This window comes from Turicibacter faecis, assembly GCF_037076425.1.
GTDB classification, from domain to species: domain Bacteria; phylum Bacillota_I; class Bacilli_A; order MOL361; family Turicibacteraceae; genus Turicibacter; species Turicibacter faecis.
The window spans coordinates 1,427,790-1,452,619 of sequence record NZ_AP028127.1; the positions used below are offsets into that span (position 1 = coordinate 1,427,790).

Annotated in this window: 23 protein-coding genes; 3 read left to right on the top strand and 20 right to left on the bottom strand. The window is 37.9% G+C overall.

All coding sequences use genetic code 11. From position 1 onward, the window contains the following. Nucleotides 1-25: 25 nt before the first annotated feature. Nucleotides 26-766 (bottom strand): tRNA (guanosine(37)-N1)-methyltransferase TrmD, encoded by a 741-nt coding sequence (trmD, locus tag AACH31_RS06780; protein ID WP_161832201.1) that lies wholly within the window; start codon nt 764-766, stop codon nt 26-28. Then, a complete protein-coding gene (rimM, locus tag AACH31_RS06785) occupies nt 766-1,272 on the bottom strand; it encodes a ribosome maturation factor RimM (protein ID WP_161832202.1) in 507 nt (168 codons plus the stop codon). Before rimM ends, trmD begins: the two co-directional genes overlap by 1 nt. Before the next feature lie 307 nt (nt 1,273-1,579). Between rimM and AACH31_RS06790 the strand changes: the two genes are divergently transcribed. Beyond that, nucleotides 1,580-2,275, top strand: a complete 696-nt coding sequence (locus AACH31_RS06790; protein ID WP_161832203.1) for a CPBP family intramembrane glutamic endopeptidase — start codon at nt 1,580-1,582, stop codon at nt 2,273-2,275. A 51-nt stretch (nt 2,276-2,326) separates the two neighbouring features. Here AACH31_RS06790 and feoB read toward each other — a convergent pair whose 3' ends face one another. Together feoB and AACH31_RS06800 are read right to left on the bottom strand one after the other, a co-directional pair. Then, nucleotides 2,327-4,309, bottom strand: a complete 1,983-nt coding sequence (feoB, locus tag AACH31_RS06795; protein WP_338618104.1) for a ferrous iron transport protein B — start codon at nt 4,307-4,309, stop codon at nt 2,327-2,329. A 26-nt stretch (nt 4,310-4,335) separates the two neighbouring features. Next, on the bottom strand, nt 4,336-4,563 hold the full coding sequence (locus AACH31_RS06800; RefSeq protein ID WP_161832205.1) for a FeoA family protein: 228 nt from the start codon (nt 4,561-4,563) through the stop codon (nt 4,336-4,338). A gap of 164 nt (nt 4,564-4,727) precedes the next feature. On the opposite strand from AACH31_RS06800, the gene AACH31_RS06805 reads away from it, so the two are divergent. Further along, nucleotides 4,728-5,849, top strand: a complete 1,122-nt coding sequence (locus AACH31_RS06805) for a nucleoside recognition domain-containing protein (protein WP_161832206.1) — start codon at nt 4,728-4,730, stop codon at nt 5,847-5,849. 40 nt (nt 5,850-5,889) lie between these two features. Here the strand turns inward: AACH31_RS06805 and coaD are convergent, their stop codons facing one another. From coaD to AACH31_RS06865, 12 genes are all read right to left on the bottom strand, one after another. Further along, on the bottom strand, nt 5,890-6,390 hold the full coding sequence (gene coaD / locus AACH31_RS06810) for a pantetheine-phosphate adenylyltransferase (protein WP_262950203.1): 501 nt from the start codon (nt 6,388-6,390) through the stop codon (nt 5,890-5,892). Nucleotides 6,391-6,413: 23 nt separating this feature from the next. Continuing rightward, nucleotides 6,414-6,968, bottom strand: coding sequence for a 16S rRNA (guanine(966)-N(2))-methyltransferase RsmD (gene rsmD, locus AACH31_RS06815; protein ID WP_161832724.1), 555 nt, complete (start codon nt 6,966-6,968; stop codon nt 6,414-6,416). Nucleotides 6,969-7,204: 236 nt separating this feature from the next. Beyond that, nucleotides 7,205-8,635, bottom strand: a complete 1,431-nt coding sequence (gene ffh / locus AACH31_RS06820; protein WP_161832725.1) for a signal recognition particle protein — start codon at nt 8,633-8,635, stop codon at nt 7,205-7,207. Nucleotides 8,636-8,764: 129 nt separating this feature from the next. Then, nucleotides 8,765-9,082, bottom strand: a complete 318-nt coding sequence (locus AACH31_RS06825) for a putative DNA-binding protein (RefSeq protein ID WP_161832726.1) — start codon at nt 9,080-9,082, stop codon at nt 8,765-8,767. Nucleotides 9,083-9,336: 254 nt separating this feature from the next. After that, entirely contained in the window at nt 9,337-10,365 is a 1,029-nt protein-coding gene (gene ftsY / locus AACH31_RS06830; protein WP_338507286.1) for a signal recognition particle-docking protein FtsY, read from the bottom strand. A 63-nt stretch (nt 10,366-10,428) separates the two neighbouring features. Continuing rightward, entirely contained in the window at nt 10,429-14,004 is a 3,576-nt protein-coding gene (smc, locus tag AACH31_RS06835; protein WP_338507285.1) for a chromosome segregation protein SMC, read from the bottom strand. A gap of 122 nt (nt 14,005-14,126) precedes the next feature. Next, nucleotides 14,127-15,113 (bottom strand): serine hydrolase domain-containing protein, encoded by a 987-nt coding sequence (locus AACH31_RS06840; RefSeq protein WP_161832728.1) that lies wholly within the window; start codon nt 15,111-15,113, stop codon nt 14,127-14,129. A 139-nt stretch (nt 15,114-15,252) separates the two neighbouring features. After that, complete coding sequence (locus AACH31_RS06845) at nt 15,253-15,414, bottom strand: hypothetical protein (protein WP_202618802.1); 162 nt, start codon at nt 15,412-15,414, stop codon at nt 15,253-15,255. An 88-nt stretch (nt 15,415-15,502) separates the two neighbouring features. Then, on the bottom strand, nt 15,503-16,201 hold the full coding sequence (locus AACH31_RS06850; RefSeq protein WP_161832729.1) for a restriction endonuclease: 699 nt from the start codon (nt 16,199-16,201) through the stop codon (nt 15,503-15,505). Nucleotides 16,202-16,275: 74 nt separating this feature from the next. Beyond that, a complete protein-coding gene (locus AACH31_RS06855; RefSeq protein ID WP_161832730.1) occupies nt 16,276-16,647 on the bottom strand; it encodes a YccF domain-containing protein in 372 nt (123 codons plus the stop codon). 42 nt (nt 16,648-16,689) lie between these two features. Next, entirely contained in the window at nt 16,690-18,063 is a 1,374-nt protein-coding gene (locus AACH31_RS06860; protein WP_161832731.1) for an aldehyde dehydrogenase, read from the bottom strand. Nucleotides 18,064-18,113: 50 nt separating this feature from the next. Further along, nucleotides 18,114-19,016 carry a magnesium transporter CorA family protein gene (locus AACH31_RS06865; RefSeq protein ID WP_161832732.1) on the bottom strand — a complete coding sequence of 301 codons (903 nt, stop codon included), beginning with the start codon at nt 19,014-19,016 and terminating at the stop codon, nt 18,114-18,116. A 413-nt stretch (nt 19,017-19,429) separates the two neighbouring features. On the opposite strand from AACH31_RS06865, the gene AACH31_RS06870 reads away from it, so the two are divergent. Then, a complete protein-coding gene (locus AACH31_RS06870; protein WP_161832733.1) occupies nt 19,430-20,176 on the top strand; it encodes a hydrolase in 747 nt (248 codons plus the stop codon). A gap of 51 nt (nt 20,177-20,227) precedes the next feature. On the opposite strand, the gene AACH31_RS06875 is transcribed toward AACH31_RS06870, so the two are convergent. From AACH31_RS06875 to AACH31_RS06890, 4 genes are all read right to left on the bottom strand, one after another. After that, nucleotides 20,228-21,172: an IS30 family transposase gene (locus AACH31_RS06875; protein ID WP_289461060.1), complete on the bottom strand. Its 945-nt coding sequence runs from the start codon at nt 21,170-21,172 to the stop codon at nt 20,228-20,230. Nucleotides 21,173-21,316: 144 nt separating this feature from the next. Further along, nucleotides 21,317-22,558, bottom strand: coding sequence for an ABC transporter permease (locus AACH31_RS06880; RefSeq protein ID WP_161832680.1), 1,242 nt, complete (start codon nt 22,556-22,558; stop codon nt 21,317-21,319). Between the two features lie 2 nt (nt 22,559-22,560). After that, the gene (locus tag AACH31_RS06885) at nt 22,561-24,141 is read right to left on the bottom strand and encodes an HlyD family efflux transporter periplasmic adaptor subunit (protein WP_338617273.1); all 1,581 of its coding nucleotides are present in this window, start codon (nt 24,139-24,141) and stop codon (nt 22,561-22,563) included. Continuing rightward, nucleotides 24,138-24,830 carry an ABC transporter ATP-binding protein gene (locus tag AACH31_RS06890; protein ID WP_161832682.1) on the bottom strand — a complete coding sequence of 231 codons (693 nt, stop codon included), beginning with the start codon at nt 24,828-24,830 and terminating at the stop codon, nt 24,138-24,140. Before AACH31_RS06890 ends, AACH31_RS06885 begins: the two co-directional genes overlap by 4 nt.

Here is a 24,830-nt window from a genome sequence, read left to right on the forward strand (position 1 = left end):
TAAAATTCACAGATAAATCACAGATTTAATCATTTTTTAACGCTTTAAATTGATCAATGAGTTGTTTTTCTTTCTCCGTTAATGACCGAGATTCTAGTAAATCTGGACGGCGTTGATAAGTACGGTAAAGTGATTGTTCATGACGCCACTGTTCAATCCTTTTATGATTACCTGAAATTAGCACCTCTGGAACTACCATTCCCCGAAAGTCAACCGGACGAGTATACTGGGGAAATTCAAGTAATCCTGTTGAAAATGAATCATCTTCATGAGATTCTTGCTTTCCTAAAACATCAGGTAACAAACGAACAACGGCATCCGTCATCACCATGGCAGCAAGCTCCCCACCCGTTAATACGTAATCACCTAAAGATAATTCGTCCGTAACTAAATATTCACGAATTCGCTCATCGAATCCTTCATAATGTCCACAGATAAAAATGAGATGTTCCTCTTTAGATAACTCTTCTGCTTTCGATTGGGTGAATCGCTCGCCTTGAGGACACATCAATATAATCCGTGGCTTCGTCTCTCCAGCCTGACACACTGATTCAACTGCATCAAAGATTGGCTGGGCTGTCAATAGCATTCCAGCACCACCACCATAAGGATAATCGTCCACCTTTTTATGTTTATTTTCGGAAAATTCTCGAAAATTTACGGTGTTTAATTCAACAGCGCCACTCGCTTGTGCCCTTTTTAAAATGGAATCATTAAAAACCCCTGTAAACATTTCTGGAAATAAAGTTAAAACATCTATTTTCATTATAATAACCCTTCTAACACATTAATTGTTACTTTTTTTGACTCGATGTCTACTGATTTTACAACATCTTCAATGTAAGGAATCAGCGCATCTTTCTGACCTGGACGTTTCACAACCCAAACATCATTCGCTCCTGTTTCAAGAATTTCACTAATCTCTCCAATCACTTCATCATCCGTTGTCACTACTTGACACCCGATAATCTCGAAGTAATAAAATTCATTTTCATCGAGTTCGTCTAACTCGTCCGCCGAAACTAATAATGCACACCCTTTAAACTTTTCAACATCGTTGATGGAATTAAGATGTTTAAACTTTAACAAATCGGCCCCTTTATGAACACGATGAGTAGCCACTGTTACCTCAATATGATCGCCATTAAAATCAATCACTAATTGGCTTCCCTTCTTAAATCGATCTTCTTTAAAATCACTATTTGAAATAACTTTAACTTCCCCTTGAAGGGCATGTGTATTAACAATTTTGCCAACCTGTAAAAAATCCATAACCTAAACCTCCTATAATAAACAGGGCCTCTTATTTCAAAGTAAGCCTTTATATCTCTATTATAGCATATCGTCGATAAACTCATACAAAAACCTCCATAAACATTCAAATCCCACCTACCGTTGGACATTCTATCCCCAATCACCTTAAAATAAGCGCATGCTAAGGCGAATGAGGAGGGCTTGTCTTCAAAAATTTACAAAACCATAGAAAAATTCTTAAAAAGAGTGTCTCTTTTGCCATATTTTATTTCCTATTTGGATATGTTATAATATCCATAATTATCAAATTTATAGGAGGGATTTTATGAATTTACGTCTAACAAAATCAACTGTCTTAATTTTCACGTATATTTTTGCGATGTTTTTATTACCTTATTTATCTTGTCAACTACTTGCTAAGATTTGTACAAGCGAAATTGATATTCAGGTGTATGCCAATTTAATCTCTTACCTTGTCCTCGTGGTTGTTTCACTCTTATTCTTCGGATCAGAACTCTCTAAACAATTCAAACAAATTGTATCGGCTAAACACTTCATTAAACATATTTTTATCGGCTGGCTACTCTTATTTATTTCATCCTATATTGCGAGCTTCCTCATTATTTTCTTTACTCAATCGTCAGATTCTTCAAGCAATCAACAAGTCATCACGGATTTAATGGCATTTCATCCAATTTTAATGGGGGGAATGACCATTTTATGCGCCCCACTTGTTGAAGAGGTAGTTTTTCGATTAACTGTAATGAGAGGATTACTTAAATATCCTTGGATTGCGATTTTACTAAGTAGTTTCTTATTCGGACTCATTCACGTCATTAGTTCATTATTCATTGGTGATTTTGCAGATTGTATCTATATTATTCAATACATGGCTATGGGATGCGCTCTTGGGTATGTCTATTATCGTCATCAAAACATTTGGTATTCTATCGGTGTTCACGCTATTCAAAATACATTATCAACCGTTATGGTTATTCTTCTTTCACTTTTAACAGCATAAATACCACCACAAAAATGGGCCCCTCAAATTGAGGGGCCCATTTTATTAAATCTAATAGATAAACAATCCAAGCTGATAAACAATTAAACTCACAACATAGGCAACTATTAATCCGAAGGAAATCATTAACAGGGTTGTCTTAATTGACTTTGTTTCTTGATACATGACCCCTACGGTCGACAGACACGGAATATAAAGTAACGAAAAAACGAGGAAACTAAATGCCTGTAGTGGTGTAAATAAGTTTAAAATTCCTATTTCGGCCCCGCAGATAATCAACATAGACGAGGCGACTAATTCTTTGGCTAAAAATCCCACCACTAAACTACTCGTTGCCTGCCAGGTTCCAAATCCAAGTGGGATAAATAGAGGTGCTAAAAGGCCCCCTAGTATGGCCAAATAACTTTGATCACCCGCTACATGCAACCCTGAGGGTCCCATCTCTTGAAGCAACCATAATAACACAGAACCAAGTACAATAAATTTTCCCGCCGTATGCAGAAAATCATTTCCACGACTTAATGTTTGGCCCATTAAGTTTTTAAACTGTGGCGCACGGTAAGGCGGAACCTCTAAAATAAACTGACTTTGAGTTTTCTTAAAAATCGATACAGATAATAACTTAGCACTTAACAAGGCAACAATAATCCCCAATAAATAAAGCCCCATAATAATGAATGATTGTGATTTTTTAAAAAATAGGCCCACGAATAAAACGTAAACCGGTAACCGAGCCGAACATGACATAAATGGAATGACCATCATCGTCTTGATTCTTTCAAACTTATCAGGAATGGTTCGAGTTGCCATAATAGCGGGAACATTACATCCAAAACCAGTAATAAGTGGAACGATTGCTTTACCATTTAAACCGAATCCAGAAAAAATATAATCCATGACGATAGCAACCCGAGCCATGTATCCCGTCGCCTCCATAAGTGAGAGACAGAAAAATAAAATTAAAATTTGCGGAAGAAAGACAATGACTCCTCCTACCCCGGCTAAAACACCGTCAATTAAAGCCCCATAGATAAAGCCGTCTTCGGGAAGTCCTAGGGATAAAAGCATCGACGAGATAGTAGGTGTTACCCAATTCTCTAAAACAGCTGTAAATCCATCAGAAATTGGATTTCCGAGCCAATCAAACGTTAAAACATAAGTTACAAACATGAGAAATAAAAAAACAAACAAACCAAATACAGGATGTGTTAAATAGCGGTCGATAGGAGTCAATTTTACCTCATTCTCTACCTTAGCCCCGGGAATTGGTTTAATACAAGCCTGATAGACTTGATGAATCCATTCACGTCGTTTATTAAAAATTGCCCCCTTTAAAGAAAGAGCATCACCTGATTCAACAATTTGGCTCTCTGTTGTGCAAACAACCTGTTGAATCTTTTTCTTCTCTTCATCAGATAGAATGGAGTAAATTCCATCATTGCCCTCTAATGCTTGAATGGCAACCCAACGTTTATCCAACTGATTAACCGTCTGGGGAACTAATTCAATAATTTGGGTAATCGCCTTTTCAATGGTCAGTCCATAATATAGTCTAAACGGCTTTTTGACAGATAGGTGATCTAATCGATCCACGACCTGAGAAACTCCCTCACCTTTTCTGGCAGAAACTAAAACAAGTTCATTCGAAACATATTCATTAAATTTTTTTATATCGAACGTTAATCCCTTTTTATTAAGAGCATCTATCATATTAAGTGTCATCATCATTGGCACATTTGCTTCAAGCAACTGAATCGTCAAATGTAAATTTCTCTTAAAGTGTGTCGTATCAATAATATTAATAAACCCATTATACGATTCATTTATAATAGCATACGTTACTACCCCTTCATCTTCACTACTCGGTGTCACGCTATAGGTTCCGGGTAAATCAATGAGCTCGGCCTTCTTGCCTTTAATGGATCCGACTAATTTATCAACCGTTACCCCGCTCCAATTTCCAACGTGAGCATTCGCCCCTGTTAGCGCATTAAATAATGTTGTTTTTCCAACATTAGGATTTCCAATCAACATAAAACGCAATCTTAAAACCTCCTCAATTATATCCTTTCAATCATAATTTTTGTGGCATCCTGTTTTCGGATACAAAAATCAACATCATCAATCGATATATAAAACAGTTGTCCAAAATTTAAAACACTTAATAGTGTCACCTCAGAGCCAATTGCAATCCCAACATCATATAAACGACGGCTAAAACTTTCAGATAACTCGTTAAATGATGTAATAATAGCACGGTCTCCCTTTTTTAATGTCGCTAACGTCATAGCCATTCCTCCTTTTTCGTCTTACATAACACCCGATAAGCCCCGAAAATTAGAGATTGTTTTCACAGTCAATCTCCCTTCTCCATGTTCGTGTCACCATCTGTCATCTAAAACAAGACATACTTTTAGTAGCTAATTAATACATTCATTATAGGTGATCAAAGATGAAAAATATCATGAAATCTGTTATTCTTCTTGCATTTCTTGCAATTCTTTTACTCCAACCAGCGCCCATAATTGCGGCGACTAAAACTGGTTTTTTAACATGGGCTGATAAGGTCATCCCATCGCTTTTCCCATTTTTTGTTTTAACACGCCTCATGGTGTACTACCAGGTTCCCCAACTCATTGGAAAACTATTAGCACCCCTTTTCAAGTACCTTCTTCATCTCTCGCCAATTACATTCTTTGTTATGTTAATGAGTATGATTAGCGGGAACCCATCCGGATCTAAAATGGCGCGGGATTATTACGACCAACGCCTCATCAGTGACCGTGAGATGGAAGGATTGATGTACTTTTGTAATTTTTCAAGTCCACTATTTATTTTAGGAACGGTCGGCGTGGTGCTTTATCAATCAACAACCATCGGATACCTTCTCCTTATCGCGCATCTCGTTGGATCATTAACCGTCTTTCTAGCATGCTATCCTTTATTACGTAATAAACATGCGCTAAGTCAGGTTAAAATCCAACTGCCTACCCAATCCTTCTCGTCCATTTTAATTGACTGTATTGAGGGAAGTTTACAAACTTTAATTCGTATCGGTGGAATTATTGTTTTCTTTTATATTATATCAGAGGCGCTGACAATCATCCACTTTACATCGTTCATCAGCACCCTTACTTCCCCCTTACTCACCTCAATCAATCTTTCATCTGCCGATCCACTGATTGCCGGAATTTTAGAGTTTACTCAAGGAGTCACAAAAGTTTCCCAATCTTCTGCCTCCTTACAAATTAAACTCATTCTAACTGCTTTCATTGTAGGATTTACAGGACTCTCTGTCCATACTCAAAGTTTTATGTTTGCTAAAAACTTAAAGATCCCTTATTTCAAATATCTTATGATGAGAATCCTCCATGGAACTACGAGTTCTATCATCATGGTTCTGTTGTCAAAAACCTATTTACTAGAAAACATCCATGTCTTCGCACCAATAGAACCATCCACTTATCCACTTCCTCATCCAACCATTTCAATCACACTTTTTCTTCTAGCCACACTCATCATTTTAAAGGTAGGACGTCTACTAAAACAAACATTCTTTACCTTTTCTAACTAACTGGCGTCCATTAAAAAAGCAGTCCGATAGGACTGCTTTTTTAATCTTTCTTTTTTAATTGTTGATACTTTTTTTCCAATTCCACTTGTACAAATGGGGGAACAAAACTTGACACATCCCCCCCAAATCTTGCAACTTCTTTCGTTGTCGATGAAGAGAGGAACATATTCTCCGCTTTTGTCATCAAAAAGACAGTTTCAATATCTGGTGCCAGTCGCTTATTCGTCGTCGCAATCTGAAACTCATACTCAAAATCTGTTACGGCACGTAACCCCCTTAAAATCGTTTTTGCCCCTACTTGTTTGGCAAAATCGACGATAAGTTGATCCGAGCATACCCTCACCTCTACACGTGGTAAATGAGCCGTTGCTTGCTTTAACAGAGCCACCCGCTCCTCAAGCGTAAATAATGTTTTTTTATTAATATTTTCTGCTACGGTGACATATAAATAGTCAAATAACTCGTAGCCCCTTTCAATCACATCTAAATGTCCATTAGTTACCGGATCGAAAGTTCCGGAATAAATTCCCACCTTATGCACGACCTCATTCCCCCACTTTCTCGCTATGATTCACGACGGTAAATAGTAATCGCCGTAATTCCGTAGACTTCTCGTTTACAAACTACAATATCTCCAACCGAATCATGAAGTTCATCCTCTTTCAGACACTCAGCCATAATAATTCCACCCGGACTTAATAATTCATGCTCATGAATAAATTCAATCAACTCATTAATTCGTTGTCCTTTATATGGAGGATCTAATAAAATAAGATCAAACTTTAATTCACGTTTGACTATAGCTTTTAACGCCTTAAAGGCATCATTTCGATAAATTTCAACTCGCTCATCTAATTTTAAATCTTTAATATTTTGCTTAATCGTCTGGATCGCTATATTTTCACGATCAACGAAAATAGCTCGTTCAATCCCACGACTTAATGACTCTATTCCAAGATTCCCACTTCCTCCAAAAAGATCTAGAGCAAGCCCTCCTTCAAAATACGGCCCTATAATATTAAAGATACTTTCCTTAACCTTATCTGTCGTCGGGCGTGTATTGGTCCCTTTAACAGCCTTGATACTGCGTCCTTTTAATGTACCAGCAACCACTCGCATCTTATCACTTCCTAATATTTTTGCTAATTTAATTGTATAAAAATTCTCGTTAATGTCAATATTATAATTGTAGCCAATCGGCTACTGTAAAATAATCCCCCCTATTCTTCTATCATACTTCTCCTCTCCCTTTCACATATGGTCAAAGTATGAATAATAAGCCGCCACTCCCCCTAGGCGGCTTATTTTTATTATATTGCTCAAAAAAAGATTGCCTGTCGGCAATCTTTTTTATATTAGAAACGGAAACCTCCACGTCCCTTTCCTTTTCCTTTTTTCCCTGAACCAGGTCCCATCATTCCAGAAAGCCCTGCTAACGGATTAGACCCACCACGTTGCATCGCTGCGGCCATACGTTCCATTTGGCGTGGATCCATATTTGAAAAACGTTTCATCATTTTACGCATATCCGTGAACTGTTTAATTAATCGGTTAACTTCCGCAAGATCACATCCACACCCTTTAGCAATACGATTTTTTCGACTGGCATTAATTAAATCTGGATTTTTTCGCTCCTGCTCTGTCATCGAATAAATAATAGCTTCAACACGGGCCATTTGTTTAGGATCAATATTAATATCTTTCAATTGATTTCCAACTCCGGGAATCATTTTTAAAATATCTTCAAATGCACCGAGTCGTTTCATTTGCTTCATTTGTTTTAAGAAATCATTAAAATCATACGTTGCATTCATCATCTTATCTGCAAGCTTCATGCTCTCTTCTTCATCAAAGTTTTCTTGAGCACGTTCAATTAACGTCATGACATCTCCCATTCCCAAAATACGAGAAGCCATCCGTTCTGGGTGGAATACTTCTAATGTATCTAGTTTTTCCCCCATCCCCATAAACTTAATCGGAACATTCGTCATTTTACGAATTGATAGAGCTGCCCCACCGCGTGTATCCCCATCTAACTTCGTTAAAATAACCCCTGTCAAATCTAACTGTTGATGGAAAGATTCAGCGACATTAACTGCATCTTGCCCGGTCATCGCATCGACAACTAAGAGGATTTCCTGAGGCTTCACTAAAGCCTTAATTTCTTTTAATTCATTCATTAATGATTCATCAATGTGCAAGCGTCCAGCCGTATCAATAATCACTAAATCGTGACCATTTTCTTTGGCATAAGCAATTGCTTCAGCTGCAATGTCAACTGGATTCATGGATGTTCCTTTTTCGAAAACAGGAATATTTAATTGTTTCCCAATAGTTTTTAACTGATCGACGGCGGCTGGTCGATAGACGTCACAAGCTACTAATAATGGATTCTTCTTATCCTTTTTACGCAAATAAGTTGATAATTTACCTGTGTGTGTTGTTTTCCCGGCACCTTGAAGACCAACCATCATAAAAACTGCTGGCTTAGATGTACCGAAATTTAAATACTCTGCTTCATCTCCCATTAATTTAGTTAACTCTTCATTAACGATTTTAATAACCTGTTGTCCTGGGGTTAAGCTTTTTAAAACTGTCTCCCCTATAGCCTTTTCTTTCACTTCTTTAATGAATTCACGTACTACTTTAATGTTAACATCCGCTTCAAGTAAGGCTAAACGCACCTCTCGCATCATGACATCAACGTCTTTTTCTGTTAATTTCCCTTTACGTGTCACGTTTTTTAACGCAGACTGTAAACGTTCTGATAATGTTTCAAATGCCATCAACTAAACCTCCTATATCCAACTGTATGAATCATCTATGATTTAAGCTACCGCTCATTCTATTTCGTCCGAAACATTTAAAATTTATTTTATTTCTTTTCTTAAAAGCAAGCGTGCCCTCTAACCAAATTAATCGAGCGCCTGTAACTCATCCATCCATTGTCTTAGTCGTTCATCGGTTAAATCGACTAAAATTTGTCCTATAATTTTTTCACGCGCCTCACGCTTACTTAGTAATTGTAATTTTTCCTCATACCCGTCAAGTAATTTTTCCGTACGTTTAATATTATCAAAGACGGCTGTGCGACTCACTTCAAATTGCTCCGCAATCTCACTTAATGATAAATCTTCCTGATAATATAATTCAAAATATAACTTTTGCTTCGCCGTCAACAATGCCTGATAGATATCGTATAATTCATTCATCCGATTAACCTTTTCTAGCACAGTTACACCCCCAGTCTATCTATCCAAAGTGATTCCGGCTCTTTTTCATACCCTCACCGAATACAATAAACCGAATACCTCATCAAACAGAAGGTCTTTTTCCCCTGTCATTTAAAAAGTCCTTAGCCCCGCTTCAACACGTGTATTATTTATACTATGATACAACGGAACGAAACGTTCCGTTGACCGATCAAAATGAAGTCGCATCAGACAGAAAAAATCAACCTTAATAAATGGATTTTCTTTTTATAAATTTATTGAGATTCTCGCTTATCAAATAAATCCGCAAACAATCCATAAATATACTGCTCAATATCAAATTGTACAAGGTCCTCAGGTTTTTCTCCAAGCCCAACGTATTTAATTGGAATTCCAATTTCGTTACGAATAGCCAGCACAATCCCACCTTTAGCTGTCCCATCTAATTTAGTTAAAACAATTCCAGAAACATCCGTAGCCTCTAAGAAAGCTTTCGCTTGGCTCATTCCATTTTGTCCTGTTGTAGCATCTACGACAAGTAATGTCTCGTGTGGGGCCCCTGGGACCTCTCTTTCAATGACACGTTTAATTTTTTCAAGTTCTTTCATTAAATTAACTTTATTTTGTAAGCGTCCCGCTGTATCGCATAATAAGACATCAACTTGGCGAGATTTTGCTTCTTTAATCGCGTCAAACATAACAGCAGATGGATCTGATCCTTCCTTAAGAGAAACAACGTCAACGTCTAAGCGATCTCCCCAAACTTGTAACTGTTCAATTGCTCCCGCACGGAATGTATCTCCTGCAGCCAGTAAAACTGATTTTCCTTTTCCTTTTAACTGATGAGCAATTTTAGCGATTGACGTCGTTTTCCCAACTCCGTTTACTCCAACGAATAAGATAACCGTTAATCCCTCTTTATTCATTCTCAAATTAGAGTTAACAATTTCACCCTTTACATAAATTTCAAATAATTTATCTACCATTACTCGTTCAAGTTCTTCAGGTTTTGTTACGCCATACTCACGAACCGTATCTTTTAACTGATCGATAAAGTCCACCACCGTTGATACCCCAACATCGGCTAAAATAAAAATATCCTCTAATTCATCAAATAATTCATCATTCACATCTGAGTAGTTAGAAAAAACGGCCTGTAATTGTTTTAATAAACTTCCACGCGTTTTTTTCATTCCTTCTTTATAGTGTTTTTGTGCACGTAATTCTGTTTCAGATACTTCCTTATTTCCTAAAACGATCGATTTTAAGCGATCAAATAAACCCATGGAATTCACCTCAATCATTGTATTATCCTAATATAAATTACTACTTATTGTTACTCTACCATACTTTTTATCATCTGACCATCACTTTTCATCATCCATATAATCAGAGACATTTTCCATTCGAACTGAAACAAGTTTTGTTACCCCGCGCTCCTGCATCGTCACGCCGTATAAAACGTCCGCCTTTTCCATTGTCCCCTTACGGTGTGTAATCACAATAAATTGTGTTTCTTTACTAAAGGCCTTTAAGTAATTAGCATAACGCGCAACGTTTGCCTCATCAAGCGCCGCCTCTACCTCATCCAAAACGCAAAATGGTACCGTGCGAACACGTAAAATGGCAAATAATAAAGAAATTGATGTTAAGGCTTTTTGCCCACCCGATAATAAATTAGATGTTTTTAACTTTGTACCTGGTGGCTGAGCAATAATTTCAACCCCTGTATTTAATAAATCGTGAGGATCCGTTAAAACAAGATCAGCCGTTCCACCACCAAATAATTTTTTAAAGATTTCAATATAATGTTCACGGACCGCATCAAACGTTTCTTTAAACTTAACGGTCATCTCCTGGTCCATTTCATTAATCGTTTCCTCTAAGGTGGCCTTGGCTTCAATTAAATCATCACGTTGAGTCGTTAAAAATTCATATCGTTCCCTTACACGCTCGTACTCTTGAATTGCCCCAAGGTTAATTTCGCCAAGCGCGTTCATCTGATTTTTAATGGTACGAATTCGAGCCTTCATTTCATCAATTGACCCCTTTAATGGGTAGTTTTCATTCGCATGGTCGAAAGTCATTTGATATTCTTCTTCTAGTTTATGAATCAAGATATCCATCTCGACGTCAATTTTTCCAAGTGTGACGTCTAATTGTTTTAACGATTCAGACATTTGTTGTTGGACCTTATGGCTTTCTCTTACCTCGCGTTCAAGCAGTTCTAATTCTTGACTAACCTGAGTTAAATTCATTCTTTCTGATTGAATTTGGCTTAAAATCTCTTCGCGACTTTCCTGATTTTTAACAAGATCGGCCTCTAATTGGATAACCTCATCATCATTTCCACTGATCGCTTGCTCGCTTTCCTCAATTTTGTTCAGTAACTCTTGGAGTTGCTGCTCTACCTGTTGACGTTCATCACTCAATCGTTCAAAAGTTGATGTTTCATTATGCAATGCCGTCTCAAGTTTAGCCACTTCAACCTTTAATTCCGTCATCTGATGTAATAATTGAGATTTTAACTCCTCTTGTTGCTCAATCTGATGCTCTAACGCCTCTAGAGTCGCCTTTTCTTCCTCAATACGATTTTCTAATTGTAGACGTTGCTCTGCTAATTCATTATTTTTTTGTACGGCTTGTTTCAATTCCGTCTCATACTCTACCCGCTCATCTTCAAGCATTTGTTCACGCTCTTGTTGGGATTTTTCTCGGTATTCAAAAGCTAACTTTTGTTGATTAACTTCTGCTAATTTATCTTTTAATCGTTCGCCCTCCGCCTGAACTTTTTGTAACTCTCGTTCCGTCTCTTTGACGGTTTCTTTCCATTGTTCTTGAAGTTGGCGCGATTGTTCCACTTCTCCTTCAAGCGTGGCTATTTGCTGTTTACACTCCTCAATCTCATTCTTTTGTCGTAATAAGGATGACCCTTGACGTTTGATGGCTCCTCCGGTCATGGCACCACCCGCATTAATCACATCTCCTTCTAATGTCACGATGCGATATCGATAATTTAACTGTTTAGCTAAATTTTTAGATGTATTCAAATCACGGGTAACAATAATACCCCCTAAAATATTTTCAATAATGTGACGATAACGCTCATCATACTCAACGAGCTCAGAAGCCACGCCAATGACATCGCGATGACCCTGGATTCGATTTCTAACATCACTCGGTAATACGCGTGGTTTGATCACATTTAACGGTAAAAATGTAGCACGCCCTGCATGATTTCTTTTTAAAAATTCAATCGCTCGCTTTGCATCATCATCCGTCGTTGTGACAATTTGCTGCATCACCGGACCTAACACAACATCCATCGCTAACTCTAATGATTTAGGAATCGTTACTAACTCAGCAACTGCCCCTTCAATCCCCTTAATCTGATTTTGTTCACGGGCCTTTAAAATCTTTTTTACCCCTTCGTTAAATCCAGAAAAATCCTTTTGCGCATCTTCTAGCCACTGCAATCGATTCGTTAATTTATCTAATTGATGCGTCAATTGCCGATGTCGGTTTGTCTCCATTTCCGACTGTTTCAACTTTTGTTGATATTCCTTATGTAACGTCTGATATTGATCACGCTTTTCCTTTAGCGTCGTTTCAAAATCACCATATTTTTTTATAAATGCCGATTGCTCTTCTTGTAAGGCTTCCCGTTCTATTCTTATTTTTTCCTCATCTTCAGCAAGACGTGTAATAATGTTTTCACTACGTGTAATTTGCTGACTAATCGTCTGGTATTGATTTTTAACACTTGATAGTTGATTCACATCTTTAAAATAAGACTCTCTTGTCGCCTCCAACTGACTCTTTAAGTTTTCTTCTAAATGCTGATATTCCTCGGATACCTTCGTTAATTGAGACTGGTGATGTTCAAGGGAGTCCCTTGTCTTTGAAACCCGAGTCTCAACCTCGAAAACGTGTGAAATAGATTGGTCGAGACGCTCCTTTAACTGCGCCTGTTGCATAGCCAACTCTTCTTTATTAAAGGATGCGTTTTTATGTCGTTCTCTTAGCACATCCCGTTGTCCCTGGAGTCGTTGAATACTTTCCGATGTCTCAACTAACCGGGCTTGTAATTCTTCAAGTTGACCCTCTTTGTGCTGCTTTTGTTGTTTTAACTCATCGCGTCGGCGTTCATCCGTTAAGATTTTCGTCTGAATACTTACATGTTCAAATTCAACATTTTTTCGTTCTTTTTTCGCATGGGCTAATTGATCGTTTAAAGTTTTAATGTCGTAAGCTAGCACACTAATTTCAGAATCGCTACATTCTTGTTTAAGCAATAAATACTTTTGTGCCTGATCCGCTTGCTTTCGTAAAGGTTCCACCTGATCTTCAATTTCAAAAATAATGTCTTGCACGCGACTTAAATTATCACTCGTTGACTCCAACTTTCGTGTCGCCTCTTTTTTCCGCATCTTATACTTTAAAACACCCGCCGCCTCCTCAATAATCGTGCGGCGCTCTTCTACGCGTGCCTCAACAATAGCCTTGACTTTGTCCTGTGAAATAATAGATAACGAATCATGTCCGATTCCGGTATCCATTATCAAGTCAATCACATCTTTCAAACGTACTTTCTGCTTATTAATTAAATATTCCCCATCGCCTGTTCGATAAACCCGACGGGTAATACTAACTTCCTCATAATCAATAGGTAAGCTATGGCAACTATTATCAAGGACGAGCGTCACCTCTGCAAAGTTCAAAGGCTTTCTCGTTGAGGTTCCCGCAAAAATAATATCCTCCATTTTAGCACCGCGTAAACTTTTAGCTGATTGTTCACCTAAAACCCAGCGTATCGCATCAGAAATATTACTTTTCCCTGACCCATTCGGACCTACTACAGCCGTCACGCCCTTTTCAAATTCAACGACTGTTTTATCTGCAAAGGATTTAAAACCAATTGTTTCTATTCTTTTTAAATACATATGTTTCTTCCTTTATCTACATTATTAACTTTATTATTATACCGAATGTTTGTCGTAAAATAAAGGGACAAGACGAGGGTTAAGATACGGAGTTTATAAACAGGTTATTAGTGAGGTGACCCTTACCGATTCAAAGCATTATAAAACTTCCCATGAAGCGCCCACACATCATGCTCAAAATTACTCATCAAGGTCATAGTCCGACACCTTTGACAATCATAGGAACTAATAAAACTCACGCCTGGATGGCTTCCCTGAATAAACGGAAGATATTGATGATCCCCTAACGCCTTTAACCAGACCCCATATCCATACCACTCTCCTTCTACTTGAGGAGATAGCATTTCACTCACCATTGATGGCGACAGAAGTCGTCCCTTTACAAGGCAAGTCCAAAAACGATCCATATCTTTCGCTGTAGTGTAGGCTCCACCTGCCCCGTTTCCTTTCACATCTAAACTATAAATATTACTATAATAGGTTTGCGATTCCTCTTCTAAACAATACCCCGTCGCACAATTTAATGGTAATCGGTCCAATTCGTAATACCCTGTATCCCCCATGTTACATGGAGTAAAAATCATTTTTTCCAAGTAGTGTTCAAATGGTTGCTTCGTCACTGCCTCAATTATTAAACTTAGGACAACATAACCTGCATGATTGTAATGAAACTTTTGCCCTTTTGGATAAACCATGCGTTTATGTAAAAATAAAGGGAGTAAATCCTCTCCACTCCTAATTCGATAATTCGGATAGTTTTCCCACATTGTCGCATAATTCTTCCCTAAGGACTCATCAAAATAATCGGGTAATCCTGAAGTATGTGTTAAAAGTTGACGGATGGTAATTGTTTTATCAATATGATGCCAGTCCATTGGCAATACTTCCCCCAATGTCTGATTTAGTGATAGAAATTTTCCTTCAATTAATTGTAAAATCGCAACGGCGATAAAAATCTTGCTTGCTGATGCCATGGAAAATTTGGTATCTAATCGATTCATTCTCTGATTAGCCAAATCTGACTCACCATAAGCCTGCTTAAATATCCATTTTCCATGTTCCTCAATGGAGATAACCCCTTTAAAATTATCTTGAACCAAATCATTCATTCACAATTCCCCTCCTTTATGCATTGATGACTCTCTTAAAATGTATTAAAAAACAGATTACTTCATGAATAAGCAATCTGTCTTTTATTAAATTTCAAATAAAAATCCTTATTCACCAATTCCTAGCCTTCCCCTTCACTCACATTCCTTTTCGCTCATGATCTGAAGATGATTTTAATATCTCATATTCATATTCATCCTCAAGATCACAATCGGCGCGTGATGCCACAACAAGACAACTGTATAAGGTAATTCCTATAATTCCAACGGCGGATCCTACAATAAAACCACTCCAAAACATGCCACCACCTCCCTTCCTCTTAGAGAGATTGTTCCAATCGCATTTATTTCCTACTTTCCTAATATATGCCTAAAGATTAAAAAAGGAATCAGGCAAAAAGTGTGGAAAATGAAGCGGTAGACTTCCCATCTTTTAATTCATCTAAGAGTTGATAAAATTCATAACCATTCATGGTTTCTACACCATTTCGACCGGCAAATAATAAGGCTTCTTCTTCGAAATCACTTGTACTGATAACGAGTGAAAGATCCGCCTGAACCTCATAATCCTTTACACTTCCATAAAATTCACGAATCTCATTTAAAGTGACTAATTCGCCTAAGGCAAATTCCAATCCTTCTGGATTTGTATATATATTTTCTATCATCGGTACCTTTTTGAAAATTTTAACGATCATTTTTTTCCCTTGATGCCAAACTGTTAAGTCATAACCTAACCGATCTGAGGGATGACTAACTTGAATATCAGAATACCCTAGTAACTCAAAACATCGCTTTAACAACTCACAAAACATCTCATCATTCATTTTAGAAAGTTGTTCAAACATGAGTAGCTGATTTAATTGAATTCGTCGTCGATCATTTTCCTTCGCATATTGTTCAACCGCTAACTTTCGCTGATTTTGCTTATACTTAATAACAAGTAAACTCATAATGGTTCCCATTAAGATAATAAGATACCAATCAAGCACCTGCCATGATTTTATCCAATCTGTAAAGCCATAAAAGAAATTAAATAAAACAAATGCAATAATTACATATGAAACATATACTATTCTTTTTTCCATCTTGTCCATCACCCCCTGTATTATAAACATCCATCCAACGTTCTAAACAAAAAAGATAAAAAAAACGCCTTATTTTAAGACGTTCTTCTTACTTCTTTTCCAAAAGGCATCAACGACAGGATGGCAAATTTAAAAGCTTGTAAAGCAAACGGGATTCCTACGATGGTCACCGTTAAAATAACGGCACTAATCAAGTTGGCAATCGCTAACTCTAATCCTCCGAAGACTACCCATAATATATTTAAAAGAAAAGTTCCCCCAGAATCATTTACCGTAACTACCTCCTTACCAAAAGGAGCTAATTGCAACGACGCGAGTTTAAAGCACTGGCGACCAATTGGAATTCCAATAATCGTAATACTCCAAAGAACACCAAAAAAACACCAAATAAGGGCGTTAACAAAACCGCCACAAATAAACCAAATCAAATTACCAAGACACGACATTTTCTCACCCCCATTCTCCATTTTATGCAACTGTACGCGTGTTTATTTCATTATTTTCTTAACCCACTTTACCCGGCTTCCATAAGGGGGAAATACCAAATGAAGCGGAATCTTTGTTGAACGCTTCACCACCGATTTACTATAAGTAAAAGTATCAAAGCTTGCTTTTCCATGATATCTTCCTACTCCAGAAGTACCGACGCCCCCAAAGGGAAGTCGATGAGAAGCCACATGCGTCACCACATCATTAATACACCCTCCACCAAATGAATAGCGATGAATCAACGACTGAGCAAATGAATGACGTTCTGAAAAAATATAAAATGCTAAGGGGTGCGGATGTTTTAAAAGGCAAGCATCAATATCTGTTAACTCCCTATAGCTTATAACCGGTAACAACGGTCCAAAGATTTCTTCATCCATTAGTGAATCTTCCAATGTGACTTGACTAAAAACAGTGGGTGCAATATAACATTCCCGGATATCAACCTCTCCCCCACAATAAATTTTTAAGCGATTCTCTTCGATGAGTGAAGCCAACCGTTTCGTGTGCGATGAATTAACAATTCGTCCATAATCATCATTTTCTAACGGGTTTTCTCCATAAAAACATTGAATGGCCCTCTTTAATTGATCTAAAAAATCATCATAAACCTCTTCGTGAACCAAAACGTAATCAGGGGCTACACAAGTTTGTCCATTATTCATAAACTTTCCCCATGTAATTCGTTGAGCCGCTAATTTTAAATGGGCAGTTTCATCCACAATCACTGGAGACTTTCCACCTAATTCTAACGTGAACGGAATAAGTTGTTCACTCGCCTTTTGCATGACTAACTTACCAACACGGACACTTCCTGTAAAAAAGATATAATCAAATGGAAGTGAAAGTAAGTGTTGATTAACAGTAACACCCCCTGTGACAATGGAGATATAATTGGCATTAAATGTTGAACTAATTAATTGAACAAGAACCCTTTCAACCGTCGGTGTCAACTCCGATGGCTTTAATATTGCCCCATTTCCTCCCGCAATTGCCCCGATTAACGGCTCAAGCAATAACTGTACAGGATAATTAAACGGAGCCATAATTAAAACGACACCATACGCAGATGCATAAACAGTCGAGGAGCCAATAAGTTGCGCACTTTCGCTCCTAACCCGACGAGGACGCATCCACTTTTTTAGACGTTTTAAAGTATAATCGATGGAAGTATACAAAAAACCAATTTCTGCTGTATACGATTCAAAGTCTGGTTTCCCTAAGTCTTCTTTTAATGCGCGCATTAACTCAGGCTCATACTTCTTAATCGCCTCTTTTAAGCGTTTTAAAGCCTCTATTCGGTCAGAAAAAGATAAGGGCCCGTGCATCGATAAATAATTTTTTTGCTTAATTAGTTGTTCATTCACGTTCATTTAATCACCCTTCTTAATAAAAAAACCTCTGCATAGCAGACGTTTCTTTTCTACTTCCTTTTACGGTGGTTTTCCTTACGGTTAATATAAAATCCAGCCATCACTGTAATAATTAACGAAATAATAAATACGATTAAAAAACCGTACGGATTATTTTGAAAAGGAACAGGAACATTCATTCCCCAAAAACTTGAAACAACCGTCGGAACAGCGATAATTACTGAAACGACCGTTAAAAACTTCATTACCATATTTAGGTTATTTGAAATAATTGTTTCAAATACGTTTAAGTTACTACTTAAAATATTTCCATAAATTTTTGACATGTCAATCGCCTGTTTATTTTCGATGATCACATCTTCTAACATCTCGGACTCTGGCGTATCATTTTTCTCTAATTTAACCAAACGCTCTAGTACAATTTGATTAGAACGTAAAGAAGAAGACAGGTAAACTAAACTTTTTTGTAAGTCTAGCATCTCAATTAAATCTTCATTTTTCGGAGAGTGCCGTAGGGCGCGCTCAACTTGACTACTTTTTCGTTCAATAACCCTTAGGTATCCTAAATATTGGATCGAAATCGTATATAAAATTTGATATATATGAGCATTAATACTCGTTGTTGGCATTTTAAGCCTTTTGGTAAAGACATTTAATTCCCTCGTGCATAACGTCAGTAACATATGATTAGTCTTTACAATTCCTAGTGGAACGGTTGAATAATACGTATCCGACTCAAAAGAGACGGGAACGTCAACGATAATCATCGTAAAATTATCTTCAATTTGGACACGTGAACGTTCCTCTTCATCGAGTGCCGTAATCACTGTCTCATATTCTAAATCATATACTTTACACAATTCTTCAACCTCTTGATGGGTTGGATCAATCAAGTTAACCCACTCAAATCCTCCGCTAGCTAATGAATTAATAAAATTCACTTCACTTCTCATCGAATCACCTCTTATCATTTCTCCCGATGTCGATCAAGATGAGCTGACATCTTTAGGATTCGTTTAATTGTCCGTATGGGAATGGAATCTTCCACGTGATGTCACCTCCTCAGAATTATCAACATAATAAAAGAACAAAAACTGACATCTTCCTAGTCTTTGTACCTCCAAAAGAAATATAACAGGATGAATTTCCTTATTTAGTATACTACTAATCTAGTAAATTAGCCACTAAAGAAACGACCTTTTTCACTTTTGTCGTATAATTAGACCTCCCCCCCTCCTTTCTTTCTCTTTTCACCGCCAATTAGAAAACTTAAAATCATGAAATAAAAAAGAGTTCTCCTTAACTTTTGTCATTATTTTCGCTATAATAAAGATAAATGACGATAAAGAAAGGACGTGACGGCAACATGAATAAACCATCTATCCCTGAAAAAATTGTACCTGAGGTAACAAGCAACTTGCGTAAAAATTTCGTACGTGTTCCCGATGTCATTCGAAATGCGAGCGGAATCCGAATCTTTGGAAAACGATTAAAATCATTTATTTTTACAACAGATGTTGCAATTATAAAGAATACAAATGCAGATGCAGTTATTGCTGTCTACCCCTTCACTCCACAACCGACCATTACACAGGCCATTATGTCAGTTTCAGATATTCCGGTTATTTGTGGCGTAGGGGGCGGGCTCACCCATGGTACCCGCTCAGGTAATATTGCCTTGCACGCCGAATTCCAAGGAGCCATTGCGGTCGTGTTAAACGCCCCAACACCGCAAGAAACCATTGAATATGTTAAGGAAACCATTGACATCCCTGTTGTCGTAACCGTCGTCTCTGAACATACAGACGTTCAATCACGCATTGAAGCAGGAGCCGATATCTTAAACGTAAGTGGTGGTTCAAAAACGGCAGCGATTGTTCGTAAAATTCGCGAACAATATCCAACTATCCCAATTATTGCAACAGGAGGACCTACTGATCAATCCATCCTCGAAACCATTGCTGCGGGGGCAAACGCCATTACTTATACACCGCCAACTAACGGTGAACTGTTCCGGGTGAAAATGGATCACTACCGTGAAATAGAAAATAGTGTTCAACACCACGAACCGATCGATCGTATTCATGAAGAAGAACTTTCATTAACTGAATAATTGCCTTTTAGAGCCATCGTGACTGATGGTTCTTTTATTTATGACGAATTGTCAATACAAATGCGACAGTTTCTCATGAAATAGCTCGAATGAAGTTTTCCAACCTAAGCATTTTCGTGGTCGATGATTAATGAGGAGGAGGGCTTCATCAATCTCTTTCTCACTAACTCGTGCTAAGTCCGTCTTCTTCGGAAAGAATTCTCGAAGAAGACCATTGGCATTTTCATTACTTCCTCTTTGCCAAGAGGAATAGGCGTCAGCGAAGTAAACAGGAACCTTTAAATCTGCTTCTACTTTGGAATAACAAGCAAACTCTTTTCCTCGATCAACGGTATAAGTTTTAAAGGTGTCTTTAGGAAAATGTTCATATAACTCACTAATCGCTCGGTACATTTCAGATGCTGAGCGATTTTCGATTTTAACGGCGACATAAAATCGTGTTTGACGTTCAATAAATGTAGCTAAACATCCTTTACTTTTACCACGGCTTGAAACAACTGTATCAAGTTCCCAATGACCAAATGCCTGACGTTTTTTTACCTCTTTCGGACGTTGATGAATTGATGTCCCAATGTTAAATCGTCCGCGTGTTTCTCGTGGTTTTCGGCGTTTTCCCTTTTGCCTTAAACAGCTTAAATCCCCTAACAAAATCGTTCCGTCATAAATCCAACGATAAATAGTTTTGAATGAAATAACACCCTTTAAAACCGTATTAGAAATTTGTTCAGGCGACCAGGTTAACTTTAAATAATGTTGGATGGTTTGAATAACTTCTTCAGATTTGGTCTCTGGACGATGACAAACTAAGCGACGTTGCTCGGCTAATTCATCTGCTAGCTCTGCTTGATACGTCTTTTGAGTATTTCGTTTTAGTTCACGAGCAATGGTTGAATGATGACGATTTAATTGCCCCGCAATTTGTCTCGTTGAATAACCCATTTTTGAAAGAACTTCTATACGTGTACGCTCAAATGTGTTAAGATGTTTATAACTCATAAATAGATCTCCTTGTTAAGAATTTGGTGTGGTAACTTCATTCTATAACAAAGAATTCTATTTATGAGCTTTTTTTATTTGTCGCACTTAATATTACAATCTGTCTTATAGAAAAAAGTGTGGCGATCACCACACTTTTTTTCTTTATTCATGACGTAATGCATCAATTGGATTAAGGTTTGCTGCCTTCATTGATGGAAGCAATCCAAAAATTAGCCCGATTGCAATCGAAAATACAACTGATCCGACAGTAGCCGGAAGACTAATCGCTACCGGTGTTTGTGAAACAACGGAAATGACTTTGGCGAGTATAATTCCCGCTAAAATTCCCAAGATCCCACCTAAGCTCGTTAATACGGCCGCTTCCGTCAAAAATTGGGCTAAAATTACTCGTTTTCTTGCCCCAATAGCTTTCTTCAAACCAATCTCATTTGTACGCTCAGTCACAGAAACGAGCATAATATTCATAACCCCAATGCCTCCGACGAGGAGTGAAATACTCGCAATCCACAACAATTGCTGATTCGTTGCAGCACTTAATTCTTGTAATTGCTTCGCCTGTTCAAGAATGTCAATGGCCTGATAACTTAATGTACTATCCCAAAGCTCAGCATTTAAAATATTCGCACAATCACGTCCTACTGTTCCCATATAATCGGTATGACTCGCCTTAACCGCGACATGTTGGGGTTCATCGTATGCATACACAACCGGCCAAACAACATCTGGAAGAAAAATGTTACCACCTTGGTTTTGATGGTAGGTATAGTAATCATCAATCGAGTGAATAACAGGTTTGGATTGATTAGCCAATTCAACAACCCCAATAATAATAAACGGTTCCCCTCTTATCTCCAACGTCTGTCCAATTGGACTTTCACTTTGAAAAAGACTTGAAGCAACATCCTGATCGATAATCATATTTTTTCTAAACTCCTGGTAATCCGAATCAATAAAGAGGCGTCCCTGACGGATCACATAGCCCATGACGTTAAAATAATCCTCATCTATTCCTTTCACGCTCGGCCCTTCTAATAAGGTGCTCTTATAATAGATTCCATCTGCATAACTTCTACTCCGATACAAAGAGGCACCTTCTACATGCTCTATCGCCTTGATCTCTTCCAACGTAGCGGGAGATACTTCTTTCGTCCCATACGGAATCTGGTCTCCCTCGACTTCATATCCATCTTGACTCAACTTAACCTGTACGACATTATTCCCTGACCCAATCAAATTCTGTTTAATTTGCTCATTTGTCCCTTTAATCGTAGAAACAATGGCAATAATCGACGCAATCCCAATAATAATACCTAACATGGTTAAGAAGGAGCGCATTTTATGTGACCAAATACCTTTTAGTGATAGCCCAATATTTTCGATCATAGTTATTCCTCTCCTTCTAGCATCACCTTAGCTTTTAACCCGTCCTTAATATTTTTAGTATACGGGAAGGCTAAATGATCTTCCTCGTTTACTCCCGAAAGAATTTCGATATACGAACCGTAAATAACCTTTCCTGTCTGAACACGTTCTTTGACTAAACGTTTATTCTGATCCACCTTATAAACAAATTTTTGGCCGTGATCCTCGCCGACATAGGCCATGTCGATGTAAAGAGTTTGTCCTTCCTCCTGCGGCGATTTTAGTGTGACTGACACATTCATATTTGGGCTTAATTGTTGATCTCCTTCAATGGTCGCAACAAATGGATAACGTGACACTTTCGGACCCCAATCTTGATTATCTTCAACAGGGTAGGGATAAATCTCTGTAATTCGTGCTTCATAGCTCATCCCCGTTTCATAAGACTGGATATCTACTACTTGACCGACATCTACCTTAGCCAATTGATATTCATTGAGCGTTCCCTTTAAGTAAAAGCCTTCATCACTTGTGACCACAAGAAGCGGGGTCCCATCGTCTATTTTAGACGGAAGGTCCTCTACCTTTTTTACAACACCGTTGACGCTACTTCGAACGGTCAATTGTTCGATTTCTTTTTTAATTTGTTGCTCCTTTAAGAGCGCTTCTTTATAATCCAACTCCAACCCTCTAACAGCTGACCGTTTCTCTTGAATCAATTGTTGAAGCTCCTCTTTTGAATAAGTATCCTCACCTTCTGTCCCATCTTGAACAGGTTCTTCGTCATCGGGTTGAGCAGCAGGAGGCTCCACCGAAATTGGCGGTTCCTCTTGACCTGGAACCTTCTCACCATCTGGCTCTAGGATTTCATCCTTTATCAGGGATAAGTAGTCTCCCACGCTCATCGAAACAACCCCCTCTGGAATTTTCAACCCTTCTCCATCAATGAAAAACGATTCTTTGTTTCCATCGTCTGAAAGAACGATTAAAATTAATTTCATTGGGGCAAAAACGGTGGTTTTTCCTACCTCATCTAATCCCTTTAAACGATATAAAAATGAAACATGTAACCGGTCTTTTTGATGAGCTTCTACTTGATACGTTCCATCCTCTAATGGGAAAAATTCGGAGTTATAATTTAACCCTTCTTTCGCATCCGTTCCCTCTTCCTGAGACGCTGTAACTGCCTTCGCCTGGTTGCTTCCTGTCGCAAAAGAACTCATCGATTGTAAGTTTTTCAACTCTTTTTTTGCCAATTGAATTTGAACATCTAACCCTTTAACTTTAGATTGTTGAACCTGTAATTCTAATTCTTTCAAACTTTGGTCATAAACAATTAAGGGGTCACCTACTTGTACCCGATCTCCCTCAGCAACTAAAACCTCTTTAACTGTTTTAAAATTCTCAAGCATGACCTCTTGGGTCATATTCGAGGCAATATACCCTGAAGATTCTTCTAAATCCCCCCACCATGAGGTACTTAAGTGGGCGACGGGAATCGTTTCAATTTCATTTGAACGCATAAATGTTAGATAGCAACCTATCCCTCCTATTAAAAGGATAAAAAGCATACCACCGAACATAAGTAATTTCTTCTTTTTCACCATTCCCATCTCCCTTTAACAGCCGAATGAATGAGCTCACCGTCTAAAATTGCAATCTGTCGATTCGCTGCCTGCGCTACCTTTGCGTCGTGAGTAATCATAACAATAGTAACGCCTTCATCATTTAATTGTCTAAATAAGTCCATAATTTGTACCCCTGATTTACTATCTAACGCTCCTGTTGGTTCATCTGCTAACAAAAGAGATGGATGATTTACAATTGCTCGTGCAATCGCAACGCGTTGCTTCTGCCCACCTGATAATTGCGTAGGCTTAAAATGAAGCCGATCACCGAGTCCAACCCTTTCAAGTGCCTGTATCGCGCGCCGACGGCGTTCACTTTTAGGAATTTTGGCATACGTCAAGGGTAACTCAACATTTTCAAGCGCACTTTGCGAAGATAAAAGTTGAAAATTTTGAAAAACAAATCCGATTTCATTTAATCGCAAGTCCGAAAGTTCGTCCTCAGATAAAGATAGAACATCTTTTCCATTCAAAAAGTAGTCACCCGATGTTGGCAAATCAAGACATCCTAAAATATTCATCAGTGTCGATTTTCCTGAACCCGAAGGTCCCATAACGGCGACATAATCACCCATTTCAACTGAAAAATTTATATTTTTTAACACTTCTACTTTTAATTTATCCTGAAAATAATTTTTTTGTATATTTTTCGCCTCTAATAGCAT